This is a genomic window from Mycobacterium sp., assembly GCF_049280035.1.
Taxonomy (GTDB): Bacteria; Actinomycetota; Actinomycetes; order Mycobacteriales; family Mycobacteriaceae; genus Mycobacterium.
In genome coordinates this window covers 1-11750 of sequence record NZ_JBAPPI010000733.1, presented here as the reverse complement: position 1 = coordinate 11750, position 11750 = coordinate 1, and the positions used below count along the sequence as shown (strand labels likewise).

The 11750-nt window shown below is 64.7% G+C and carries 11 protein-coding genes and 1 pseudogene; 8 read left to right on the top strand and 4 right to left on the bottom strand.

Going from position 1 to position 11750, the window contains the following annotated elements; genetic code table 11:
• On the top strand, positions 1–839 hold an 839-nt coding region (locus tag WAN71_RS23660; RefSeq protein WP_422227662.1), incomplete at its 5' end, for an amidohydrolase family protein.
• Here the strand turns inward: WAN71_RS23660 and WAN71_RS23655 are convergent.
• The gene (locus WAN71_RS23655) at positions 836–1453 is read right to left on the bottom strand and encodes a PadR family transcriptional regulator (protein WP_422227661.1); all 618 of its coding nucleotides are present in this window, start codon (positions 1451–1453) and stop codon (positions 836–838) included. The genes WAN71_RS23660 and WAN71_RS23655 overlap by 4 nt on opposite strands.
• Before the next feature lie 132 nt (positions 1454–1585).
• Entirely contained in the window at positions 1586–3178 is a 1593-nt protein-coding gene (locus WAN71_RS23650; protein WP_422227660.1) for a flavin-containing monooxygenase, read from the bottom strand.
• Positions 3179–3278: 100 nt separating this feature from the next.
• On the opposite strand from WAN71_RS23650, the gene WAN71_RS23645 reads away from it, so the two are divergent.
• The 5 genes and pseudogenes from WAN71_RS23645 (at position 3279) to WAN71_RS23625 (ending at position 7508) form a co-directional block, all read left to right on the top strand.
• Complete coding sequence (locus WAN71_RS23645) at positions 3279–4946, top strand: FAD-binding protein (RefSeq protein ID WP_422227659.1); 1668 nt, start codon at positions 3279–3281, stop codon at positions 4944–4946.
• A 15-nt stretch (positions 4947–4961) separates the two neighbouring features.
• Positions 4962–5738, top strand: a complete 777-nt coding sequence (locus WAN71_RS23640) for an SDR family oxidoreductase (protein WP_422227658.1) — start codon at positions 4962–4964, stop codon at positions 5736–5738.
• Between the two features lie 17 nt (positions 5739–5755).
• Positions 5756–6547, top strand: coding sequence for an SDR family NAD(P)-dependent oxidoreductase (locus WAN71_RS23635; RefSeq protein ID WP_422227657.1), 792 nt, complete (start codon positions 5756–5758; stop codon positions 6545–6547).
• Positions 6548–6562: 15 nt separating this feature from the next.
• Positions 6563–6649: pseudogene (locus WAN71_RS23630) on the top strand (sirohydrochlorin chelatase); the annotation flags it as partial.
• Complete coding sequence (locus tag WAN71_RS23625; RefSeq protein WP_422227656.1) at positions 6621–7508, top strand: alpha/beta fold hydrolase; 888 nt, start codon at positions 6621–6623, stop codon at positions 7506–7508. The pseudogene WAN71_RS23630 and the gene WAN71_RS23625, both read left to right, overlap by 29 nt.
• Here the strand turns inward: WAN71_RS23625 and WAN71_RS23620 are convergent.
• Positions 7501–9003: an LCP family protein gene (locus WAN71_RS23620; protein ID WP_422227663.1), complete on the bottom strand. Its 1503-nt coding sequence runs from the start codon at positions 9001–9003 to the stop codon at positions 7501–7503. The two genes, WAN71_RS23625 and WAN71_RS23620, sit on opposite strands and share 8 nt — an antisense overlap.
• A 310-nt stretch (positions 9004–9313) precedes the next feature.
• Entirely contained in the window at positions 9314–10060 is a 747-nt protein-coding gene (locus WAN71_RS23615; protein WP_422227655.1) for an MBL fold metallo-hydrolase, read from the bottom strand.
• 372 nt (positions 10061–10432) lie between these two features.
• On the opposite strand from WAN71_RS23615, the gene WAN71_RS23610 reads away from it, so the two are divergent.
• Together WAN71_RS23610 and WAN71_RS23605 are read left to right on the top strand one after the other, a co-directional pair.
• The gene (locus tag WAN71_RS23610; RefSeq protein ID WP_422227654.1) at positions 10433–10816 is read left to right on the top strand and encodes a hypothetical protein; all 384 of its coding nucleotides are present in this window, start codon (positions 10433–10435) and stop codon (positions 10814–10816) included.
• 295 nt (positions 10817–11111) lie between these two features.
• Positions 11112–11750: NADP-dependent oxidoreductase (locus WAN71_RS23605; protein ID WP_422227653.1), on the top strand; the 639-nt coding region annotated here is incomplete at its 3' end.

Here is an 11750-nt window from a genome sequence, read left to right as displayed (position 1 = left end):
CCCTGGAAGAGATTCGCTGGGGTGCCGAGCAGAACCGCTTCGGCGGCGTGCTCATCCCGCCAGTCTCACCCGGTGACCCCAACGTCGCACCGCTGTTCCACACTCGCTACGAACCGATCTGGGCGCTCTGTGCGGATCTGGACCTGACGGTTGTGCAGCATGCGGGAGCCGGTAGCCCAGAGATGCCGATGGACCAGCCGGCCTCCAACGCGGTGTTGGTCACCGAGATGGCGCTGTGGGCCAATCGCACCCTCGGACACCTGATCCTGGCCGGGGTGTTCGAGCGGTACCCGACGCTGCGGTTTGTGCCTACCGAGCAGGGCACGTTGTGGGTGCCGGGGCAACTGGGCATCCTCGACGCCATGGTGCCCACCATGAAGTCCGCGGCCGGCAACCGCACCTACGGGATGTTCGGTGGGTCGTCCGTCGACGAGCTGACCATGACACCGAGCGAATACGTCCAGCGGAACTGCTATCTGGCCAGCGAATTGGCGCCGTTCGACTCGGGGATGATCGATTTCATGGGCCCGGAGCACATCATGTGGGGCAGCGACTACCCGCACGAGGAAGGCTTCACGCCACACTCCAAGCTGGCCATCCGCTGGGCCCTGCACGACAAGTCGGAGGACGCCTGCCGAAAGATACTTGGCGGCAACGCCGGTCGGTTATACCGGTTCGACCTCGATGCATTGACGTCCGTCGCCGCCAAGATCGGGCCCACGGTGACTGAGGTGCGCACGCCGCTCGGGGACACCGGCTACCGGGCCCCGGCCGCATTCGGCTACCGGCCCTTTGAAGGCGGCCTAGCGCTCAAACGGCTGGCTCCGGCCCGCAGTTAGGGACGGTTGGGATCCTCTGCCAGCTTCCGCTTTTCGACTTCCCGCCAGTGGCCGGGCCGCGGCGTGGGGAAGGCGCCATGCGAGTCGCGCTTGCCCTGCTTGAGCACCGCCTCGGCCTCGTCGATGTCTTTGATCAGTTGTAGCGCGAGTTCCCGCTCGGCCGCGTAGTAGCGCTCCGACCACTGCATGGCGATGCGGGGGTAGGCCCAGGCCGGTTCTTCGGCCGCAGCCTGTGCATCGGTCGCTACTCGCTGCCGCATCTTGTCAACGTAGGCGATGTGCTCTTGCAAAATCTCCTTCAGCCGATCCGGATCATTCAGATGTCCGAGCCAAATCCGAAGCAGCACACCATGTTTGAGCATCGGCGGGTCCGCCGGCGTTTCGGTGGCCCACCTGCTGACTGCGTCTTGGCCCGATTGCGTGATGTTGTAGACCCGACGCCCGCGTAACCCGCCGTCGTGCAGCACTCGCGATGTTGCATAGCCATGGGATTCCAGCCGCTTGAGCTCCGAGTAGATCTGGCTAAACGACGGACTCCAGTAGAAGTAGCCGACGCTCCAATCCGCCCACTTCTTGAGGTCGTAACCGGAGACCTCCTCGCCGAATGCGAGCATGCCCAGAACTGCCCAACTGGTAGCCGGCAGATTCGGCAGCCCCGATTCAGGCGACGTTTGCGCTGGTCCTACCCGTAAAGGCTAACAACCGACGAGGCACCCGGCATGGGTGCTGACCGCTCACCGGGACACTTACAGAACCTGGAAGCCCTTGTACCCGGCGGCGGCGACCTCGGCGATGATCTGCCCGTAGACCCCGAAGCCGCCGACGAACGGCATGAACACCCGCGGTTTGTCGGGAACGTTGGCACCCAGGTACCACGAGTTCGCGCGCAGCATCAAACCGCCCCCTGCGCGACTAGCGCACTCGCTGACCCATTCGGCGGCTGCGTCCGGACGCGCCTCGAGCCCGACGGCGCCGTGCGCGTCGAGGTAGCCGATCGCATCGGCAATCCAGTCGACGTGCAGTTCGGAGTGCAGCGCCATGTTGGCCAACACCGACGGGCTGCCCGGGCCGCTGATGTTGAACAGGTTCGGAAAGCCAGGAACACCGAGCCCGAGGTAGGTGACCGGACCGGACGCCCACGCCCGCTTCAGCGTTTCGCCGTCGCGACCGACGATGTTGAGCTTGCCCACCGATCCGGTCATCGCGTCGAACCCGGTCGCCAACACCAGCGCGTCCAGGTCATAGCGCGCGGCGGAGGTGACTACGCCGCCGGGATCCATGCGCTGGATCGGTGTCACCCGCAAGTTGACCAGCGTCACGTTGTCCTGGTTGAACGTCTGAAAGTAGTTGTCGTCCGTGCAAATCCGCTTGGTGCCGATCGGGTGGTCGTTCGGGATCAGTGATTCTGCGGTCTCGGGATCGTCGACCACCGCCCAGATCTTCTCTTCCCAGAAGATTCGGGCGGTGTCGTTGGCGGCCATGATGATCATCTGGTCGGAAAACGTCTTGCTGAACAGCACACCGCCGAGCTGCCAACGTTTCTCGTAGGCGTCGCGGCGCTCCTGCTCGGATACCTCCAGCGCCGGCAGCGGGTGCGGCTGATGCGGTGATCCGCCCCCGCTGGCCATCGAAATGCGGCGACGCTCGGCATAGCCGGCCTTCTGTGCACGGCGCGCATCGTCATCGAGCGGCACGTTGCCGGCTGGCACGCTGTAGTTGGCGCTGCGCTGGAACACGTAGAGCTGTCGGGCTTGTTCGGCGATGCACGGAATCGCTTGAATGCCTGATGATCCCGTACCGATGACCCCGACCCGCCGGCCGGTGAAGTCGACGCCCTGGTGTGGCCAGTTCGCCGTGTGATACACAGCGCCGCTGAACAACTCCAGCCCGTCGATCGCCGGAATGTTGGCATTCGACAGCGGACCGACGGCCAGCACGAGATAACGTGCAGACACCACTTCGCCTATGTCAGTGCGGATTTGCCAGCGCAGCGTGCTCTCGTCGAGGACAGCGTCGGTGACTCGGGTGCCGAAAGTGATATCACATCGCAGGTTGAACCGGTCGGCGACGTGATTCAGATACCGAAGGATTTCGGGTTGGGTGGCGTACTTTTCGCTCCAATCCCATTCCTGCTGCAGCTGCTCGTCGAAGGAGTAGGAGTAGTCGACGCTTTCGACGTCGCAGCGCGCGCCGGGGTAGCGGTTCCAGTACCACACTCCGCCGACACCCTCGGCGGCTTCGAACACCCGTACCGTCAGGCCGTCGGCGCGCAGCCGGTGCAGCGCGTACAGCCCGGCGAAGCCCGCGCCCACCACCACCACATCGACGGTCCGGGTCATGCCGCCGACGGTACGGGGTTTGCGACTCCTTCGGCGCCGATCCTCCCGCTGGGCGGGAATCGCCGAACGCAAGCCGTACCCGGTGTGGTTGCCTAACCCCATGCCGGCCGCAGACCAGGACGAGGCCTGGGATCACCAGGTCGACTTCCTTGTCGTCGGGACCGGCTGCGGAGGTCTAACCGCGGCGCTGACCGCGGACGCGCACGGGCTGGACACCCTGATCCTTGAAAAGGCCGGCGTGTACGGCGGTAGCACCGCGCTGTCCGGCGGCAACATCTGGATCCCGAACAACCCGACCCTGAAACGTGCGGGCCTGGCGGATTCGCGAGCGGACGTCCGCAGCTACCTCGACGCCGTCGTAGGCGATCGGGTACCGACGGCCAACATCGACGCATTCATCGACAATGGGCCGCTGGCCATGGAGTTCCTCGAGCACGCCAGCCCACATCTGCGATTCCAGTGGTGCACAGACTATTCCGACTACCACCCGGAGGCGCCCGGGGGGCGCGCCCGGGGACGCACCATCGAGCCGCTGCCTTTCGACCTGAAGAAGCTGGGCGAAGACGAGAAGCAGTTGCGGCCCGCCGCGCTGGCCACGCCCGGCGGACTGTTCGTCACCTCAAAGGAATTCGCCCGGCTGAACATGGTGATGCGTACCTGGTCGGGCCGCCGCGCGGCCTTGCACACCGTGAGGCGGGCCGCCAAAAGCGTTCTGCTGCGCCGGCATATGGACACGCTTGGCCGGGCGCTGATCGGCCGTCTGCGCCTGGCCGTCAAGAATGCGAGCATCCCGCTATGGCTCAATGCACCTTTGCAGTCACTGATCACCGACGATTCCGGGGCCGTGATTGGACTGCGCGCCCAGCGCGACGGCACCGTCATCCGGATTCGGGCACGCACCGGTGTGCTGCTGGCCACCGGAGGATTCGAGCACAACAACGAGATGCGCAAGCGATTCCTTCGCGACGGCGGCAAGGACAACTACAGCGCCGGTTCACCCGACAACACCGGCGATGGCATCACCGCTGGCCAGTCCGTCGGCGGCGCAGTCGATTTGATGGATGACGCCTGGTGGATGCCAGCGTTCCAGCGACCCGACAGCATAATGAGCGTGCTGGTGTCGGAGCGGTCGATTCCCCGCTCGATCATCGTGGACCAGAGTGGCCGGCGTTTCGTCAACGAGGCGGCGCCGTATGTCACATTCGTGCACCGGCAGCTCGCCGGACGACACGACCCAATTTGGTTCGTGTTCGACCGGAAAGCCAAGAACCGCTACCAGTTCGGTGGAGTGATGCCAGGCCAGCGGTTCCCCAAGGACTGGTTCACCTCCGGACTGATGCGCCGCGCCGACACCCTCGACGCCTTGGCCACCGCGATCGGCGTGCCCGCTTCCGCCTTGTGTGAAACCGTGAACCGTTTCAACGGATTCGCGCGCGACGGCAAAGACCATGACTTCGGCCGCGGGGACAGTGCCTACGACAACTACTACGGTGACCCGACCCTGCCGCAACCGACGATGGACGTCATCGACCGCGCTCCCTTCTACGCTGCGCGGATCCAGGCCGGGGACCTGGGCACCAAAGGTGGGTTGGTGTACAACGCCAATGGCCAGGTGTTGCGCGCCGACGGCACGGTTATCGACGGCCTCTACGCCACCGGCAATGCCTCGGCCGCGGTGATGGGGAATGACTACGCCGGCGCCGGCGCCACGATCGGACCGTCGATGGTCTTCGGCTTCATCAGCGCCCGGCATGCGGCCGGCAAGTAAGCGGAAGTTGGTGCGATGGAGATTAATTCAGGACAGCTGGCCGGGAAGGTCGTCGTCATCACCGGCGGCGCCGGCGGGCTCGGCGCGGCGTTCGCGCACCACATAGTCGCCCGCGGCGGCAACGTGGTGCTCGGTGACCTGCTCGACGACGACGGCAAGCAGCTGGCCGACGAGCTCGGCACGCAGGCGCGTTACACCCATCTCGACGTCACCGACCCCGAGCAGTGGTCGGACGCGGTGCAGTTCACCGTCACCGAGTTCGGCGCGCTTAACGGCTTGGTGAACAACGCCGGAGTGTCGACCGGTCAATACCTCGAGCACGAGCCGCTGGCGCACTTCCGGACGGTGTTGGAGGTGAACCTGGTCGGGGTGTTCAACGGTCTACAGGCAGTAATCGCGCCGATGCGCTCGGCCGGCGGCGGGTCGATTGTCAACATCTCGTCTGCGGCGGGTCTGTTCGGACTGGCGTTCACTGCCGGCTATGGAGCCTCGAAGTGGGGTGTGCGGGGATTGTCGAAGATCGCCGCCGTCGAGCTGGGTTCCGATCGCATCCGGGTCAATTCGGTGCACCCCGGCATGACCTACACCCCGATGACCGCGAATGTCGGCATCCACGTCGGTGAAGGCAACTATCCCAACACGCCGATGGAACGGGTCGCAATGCCCGAGGAGATCGCCGGCGCGGTGGGCTATCTGATTTCCGACGACGCCGCCTATGTCACCGGCGCAGAGATCGCGGTGGACGGCGGGTGGACCGCGGGGCCGACCCTGAAATACGTTTTGGGCCAGTAATCCAGACAGGAGTGCAGATGAAGCGATTAGCACACAACCGGATCCTGGTGACCGGCGCCGCGTCGGGCATCGGGCAGGCCACCGCGCTGCGCCTGCTTGACGAGGGCGCCGCGGTGGTCGCCGCCGACGTCGCCGCTGACGGGCTGGACAAGACCCGCGCCCGGGCCGGGGAGATCGGGGCGGGTGACCGGCTGACCACGCTGGAGATGAACGTCGGCGATGAGAGATCGGTGGTCGACGGTGTGCGCTCGGCGGTGGACACGTTGGGCGGCCTGGATTCACTGGTGAACGCCGCCGGGATCCTGCGAGCCGCGCACACCGAGCAGATGGGCTTGGATCTGTGGAACCAGATCATCGGCGTCAACCTGACCGGGACCTTCCTGGTCGTCCGCGAGGCATTGCCGACCCTGCTGCAGAATCCGCGCAGCGCAATCGTGAACTTCAGCTCGACGTCGGCGTCGTTCGCGCATCCGTACATGGCGGCCTACGCGGCGAGCAAGGGCGGGGTTCAGTCCTTCACCCATGCGCTGGCGCTCGAGTACGCGAGTAAAGGACTGCGCGCGGTGTGCGTGGCGCCCGGCAGTATCAAGTCCGCACTCACCGACGCCACAGCCGGATACATCCCTCAAGACGCGGACTGGACGCTTTTTTCCAGGCTGATGCCGATCATGCCGACCACGGTGAAATCCAGCGGTGCCGGAATGGCCGATCCGTCGGCCGTCGCCGGCGTCATCGCGATGTTGGTGTCTGACGACGGAGCGTTCATCACCGGTACCGAAATCCGGGTGGACGGCGGAACCCACGCGTGACGAGCGCCGGCGACAATGAGCGGGGTGGCGATGAGGTGGGGGCACCTCCCGCTTGCGGGGGAGAGCGGCGCAGATGACCTCAAGCCTGTCTTACGAGGACACGTTGCGTGAAATCACCACCGACGCAGGCGTTCTGCGCTACCACGAGGCAGGGTTGATCGACACCGGACCGCCGTTGTTGCTGCTGCACGGTTCCGGGCCGGGCGTGACGGGATGGCGCAACTTTCGCGGCGTCCTGGGCGCGTTCGCCGAATTCTTTCGGTGTCTGATTTTGGAGTTTCCCGGCTTCGGCGTCAGTGACGATTTCGGCGACCACCCGATGATCACCGCTCTGGATGCGTTGGTGCGCTTCGTCGATGCGCTCAGCCTCGATACCGTCGACATCGTCGGCAATTCGATGGGCGGCGGTGTCGCGATCAACTTCGCGATCGCTCGTCCCGAGCGGGTGCATCGGCTGGTCACGATCGGCGGCATCGGTCGCAACATCCTGAGTCCGGGACCGCCGGAAGGCATCCGGTTGCTGCAGGAGTTCACCGACGAGCCCAGCCGGGAGCGGTTGGTCCGCTGGCTGCATTCGATGGTCTACGACCCGGCGACAGTGACCGAGGAGCTCATCGAGGAGCGGTGGACTCACGCCACCGACCCGAAGACACTGGCCGGGGCGCGGCGGATGTACAGCAGCGAAGCCTTCGCACAGCTGACGAGGGCCATGGAGTCGTCGAAGGGGCCGCAGCCGTGGGCGATGATGCACCGGGTCAAGGCGCCCACGCTGATCACCTGGGGCCGCGATGACCGGGTCAGCCCGCTGGACATGGCGTTGCTCCCAATGCGCACCGTTCCCAACGCCGAATTGCACGTGTTCCCCAACTGCGGCCACTGGACGATGATCGAGGCGAAAGAGGCTTTCGAAAGCGCCGTGCTGGCATTTTTGCTGAGGAAGGATGCCGCCGAGCTCAGTTGACGCAGGGCACGCCGCCACCGTCGATCGGTGCACCCCGATCGGGAGTCGGCTCGGTGGTGTCGGATTCCGTGCTTGATTGGTGGTAGCCGTAACTTCCGGAAAGGCTTGAGGCCGAAGGGGTTTCGTCCTCACTTGAGGCCGACGAGGTTTCGTTCTGGGACGCGGATGGCACCGAGTAGTTGTCGTCGACGATGACTTCGACATGCCCGAATTCCAACGCGCGATTCGGTTTGTCAGGTGCATCGATGCCCAGCACCGTCGCCAGGCTGCGTGCGTCGGTCTCGGCGCCGGGGGCGTACTCGATCGTGGTGGTGGTGGGTTCACCGCGCACGCGGTCGCGTATCGCACCGGTGGTGTAGCCGTCTTTCTTCAGCGTGTGCGCTAGCTGGCTGGCGAGCCCGCCGGTGTTGCTGGCGTTGATCACGTCGACCACAGTCGACGGGCTCGGCTCGGTGGAGGAGGGCAGCGACGTGGCCGACGAGGAGTCGCCGAATGCGGCGGTCACTTCGGCCTTGATCGCGGCGGGGTCGATGATGTTGACGTCCTGACCGTTGATGTTGTCGTAGCGCACCACGGGCAGCGTTCGGTATTGGATCCCACTGCCGGCCAGCGCGCCCATCCGGCGGAATTGGTCTTCATCCCAGCCCGACGACAAAACGACGTCTTTGCGCGCCACCGCCATCAAGCTCTTGAGCCTGCTGATATTGGTGAACGTGCCCGAATTCTGCAGTTTGCCCATGACCGACGAAAGGAAAGCCTGCTGACGGTGGGTGCGGTCCAGGTCACCGTTTTCCAGGCCGTGTCGCTGTCGGACGAATGACAGCGCCTGTTCGGCGTCCAGTGTCTGCGGTCCGGCCGGGAAGTCGGCACCGGAATACGAGTCGTACACGGCGTGCTTCAGGCACACGTCGACGCCGCCCAAGCTCTGGGTCAAGTCATAGAAGCCGGCGAGATTGACCTCGGCGAAGCGGTCGATGGGCACTCCGGTCAGATTCCGCACCGCTTTCAACGTCGCAGCGCGGCCGGCTTCGCGGCCCTTTGTCTCCAGCTCTTTCTGGTCGCTCACACCTTTGTCGATGAGTTTCTGCTCGACGTACTGCTTGGTGAGCCCATAGGCCTCTTTGATCTTGATGTGGTTGTAGCCGGGCACACCGGAGAACTTCACCCAGTCGTCCCGGGGGATCGAGAACGCGGTCACCCGGTCGTCGGCGCTGACATGCGCAAGGATCAAGGTGTTGGTGTTGTAGCCGCCGTCGTCGGAGTCGCCGGCGTGCAGGTGTTTGAGCAGGGTCCACGGCAGGTCGTTGCCGTTTTGGTCCTTTCGCGAGTCGAGCCCGATGAGCAGGACGTTCATCGCGTCGCCGGTGGACTTCGGATCCTCGGAACTCAGCGCCTGGGAGACGGTGATCCCGCCCAGTACGCCGTGGGCCATCCACCATCCCGACCCGGTCGCCACCACCACGACCAGCGCCACCAACGCCAAGAAGGCACCGATAAACCCGCGGCCTTGCACCGCGGGCGGCGCCGCACGATGGCGGTGCTTAGCGCTGGATCGCTGCAGGTCTGTCACTACAACCTCGACTGTCTATGGGTGCCGCGCGTGACCCCCGGGTTGCAATGTGCGCGGTCTAGGTATAGATCTTGGTATCCAGTATGCGGCAGGTTCCTGTGTAGCGTGCACTGGGCCAACTAACGGCTGTGGATTTACCAGCCCGTCAAAAAGGCCTTTACCAGCGACAACATCTTGCAGTAGGTCGTGCTCTTCGGCCACCGTTGTGACCAAATCGTGGTCACGATTCGGCACTTTACAGCTCCAGAACCGCCCCGTCAGTGGCTGAAACAGCAGCGGCGAACCGCGCCTGCGCGGCGGCCGCCGTGCGTTCGGGTACGCCGGGGACGGGGTGGTTGTGCGTGAGTAAGAGGCGTGCGACGCCGGCCTCGACGGCGATGATGCCGACCTCGTCACCGGAGGTGTGGCCGCGCTCGGCGTGGACCGGCTCCCACGCTTCGTGCAGCAGCGTGGTCACGCCCGCCGCTCGGCGGATGGTCTCCGGGTCGAACTCGGTATCGGTGCAGTAGGCGAAACGATCACCCACCCGGAAACCCGCCGAGGGCAAAGTGTGCCGGGTCTGCTCCCACGTCACGACCTCGTGCCCGGCGAAGCTCAACGTGTCCCAACCCAGCTCCGCCCAGCGCACAGGCGCGACCGGTGAGGCCGTCTGAAACGGGGAAGCGAGCAGCTGTTCCTCCACGATCGAGCGGGTGGGCCGGCCGTAGGACAGCGAGCCTGGGCCGGCGATTGTCAGTTCCCGGCCGCCCAGCCCCCGCGCGCTGATGAAGCCGAGCCCCGTCACGTGGTCGAGGTGAAAGTGGCTGAGCACTACGGTCACCGTCTCGACACCATCGAGTAGCGACGGGTTGATGTGCAGCGCGCCCAGACCCGTTCCGGCATCCAGCACCAGAGCTTCGGGGCCGGAGGTGATCAGATAGCAACTCGTCTGCCGGGAGCTGGTGGGAATCCATCCACCGCTACCAAGAACGGTCAGCTTCATGGCTAGAAAACCTACGACGGCCTGGCCGACCTCTACGACAGCGACTGCTTGAGCGCACCGATCACCGACACCGAAGTCACTCGGCGTCCTATGATGCGCGAAAGCGATTGCGCGTCAAGGCCGCTGACCGTTCATGGCAGCGAGCGCATCCGACCGATGACGGCATCGGTTGCCACACGCTGCATTCCACGGCCCAAATGCGCCGCCAAGCCGAGAACCCGTACTACCCTGTCCGCCACCGATGCATCTTTACAAATAGACGTCTCTCTGTAAAGCTGGCGAGGCCGTATCCGGCGGTATCGGCGCGATCTCGTGGATGGACGTAGCGCCAATCCCAGTACCGCGCAGAGGTTTTTACGCATACTGGGAAGCATGAGGATAAGCGGGGCGTTCCTGGCCGAGAAGACCGAAGCGTTTAACAACAAGCTGAACGTACAAGGCGGCGTGATATCTAAGTACAAAGTCGGCCCCGACCGAACAGCGCAGTTTGACATCGTGGTGCTGACCCAGGGGGACACCGGTGGTACAGATCGCCTGGTTGTGATAGAGGTCTCGCCACCCGACGGTGGACAACCCCTGCACATGCATCGCGAGCTGCCTGCAAACCTAACGAACGCGGACACGGGCTTTGCCTGCTTCCAGTTTCAACTCACCTTCAACGTGAATGGACGCTGGCTCGTTGCGATGAAAGGCGCAGCAGGAGAAGCATCGCTTCCACTCACGGTGAGTGGTCCATCGCCGCGCAACAGACCCTAGAGCCTCCGGTCAGCGTTGAACTGACGACCGCTCGCTTACCAGGCGGCTCTATAGAGTTCCCATGCGTCCGCAGAAGTCCGTGGTCCGACACCGAGGTTTCGGGCACTGTGACATCGCCGTGACACCGACAACGCCACGACCGCCACCCAGGCCACAGAGAGAGCATGACGCGCCGGGCACGCGCTTGTCGAAGATGGCATGAATCACACCCACCTGATGTAGACACTGCTTACTCTCGAGGCTAATGTAATCGCTGTATACATACATTTCAGCTGGTAAGGGTGGTGGAGGCGCTGTGCAGGGGTATGTGCTGACTCGTTATGGGGGCGCCCGCGCGATGCAACTGCGCGAGGTCCCGGAGCCGACAGCAGGCGATGGCGAGGTGCTCATCGGCGTGCGCGCCGCCGGGCTGAACCCGGTGGACTACAGCGTTCGGCAAGGTGCGGCGCGGCCGGTGTGGCATCTCGACCTGCCATTGGTGGCAGGCAGTGAGCTGTCCGGCGTGGTGGAGGCGGTCGGAGCTGGGGCCACCCGATTCGAGGTCGGCGACCGGGTGTACGCGAGAGTGGACAAACTGAAGTTGGGCGCATTCGCCCGGTACGCGGTGGTCGACGAGAGTCTCGTGGGCAGGATGCCCCAGTCCCTGGACTTCGAGGATGCGGCTGGCCTTCCGCTCGCCGGTCTCACGGCCTTGCAGGGGCTGCGTGAGCTGGCGATCACCCCCGGCGACCGGGTGTTCATTTCCGGGGGCGCGGGTGGAGTCGGCACGCTCGCCATCCAGCTGGCCGTCTGGATGGGAGCCTCGGTGGCCACCACAGCGTCACCCCGGGGCGAGGAACTCGTCAAATCGCTTGGTGCTGAAACGGTTATCAATTACCAGGAACAGAAGTTCAAGGATGTGCTCAGCGACTACGACAGCGCCTTCGTGCTCACC

Coding starts and splice junctions, on each gene's coding strand:
- WAN71_RS23625 (WP_422227656.1), top strand. CDS start 6,621: ATGACCTCAAGCCTGTCTTACGAGGACACGTTGCGTGAAATCACCACC.
- WAN71_RS23650 (WP_422227660.1), bottom strand. CDS start 3,178: ATGACCCGGACCGTCGATGTGGTGGTGGTGGGCGCGGGCTTCGCCGGG.
- WAN71_RS23635 (WP_422227657.1), top strand. CDS start 5,756: ATGAAGCGATTAGCACACAACCGGATCCTGGTGACCGGCGCCGCGTCG.
- WAN71_RS23655 (WP_422227661.1), bottom strand. CDS start 1,453: ATGCTCGCATTCGGCGAGGAGGTCTCCGGTTACGACCTCAAGAAGTGG.
- WAN71_RS23640 (WP_422227658.1), top strand. CDS start 4,962: ATGGAGATTAATTCAGGACAGCTGGCCGGGAAGGTCGTCGTCATCACC.
- WAN71_RS23610 (WP_422227654.1), top strand. CDS start 10,433: ATGAGGATAAGCGGGGCGTTCCTGGCCGAGAAGACCGAAGCGTTTAAC.
- WAN71_RS23645 (WP_422227659.1), top strand. CDS start 3,279: ATGCCGGCCGCAGACCAGGACGAGGCCTGGGATCACCAGGTCGACTTC.
- WAN71_RS23615 (WP_422227655.1), bottom strand. CDS start 10,060: ATGAAGCTGACCGTTCTTGGTAGCGGTGGATGGATTCCCACCAGCTCC.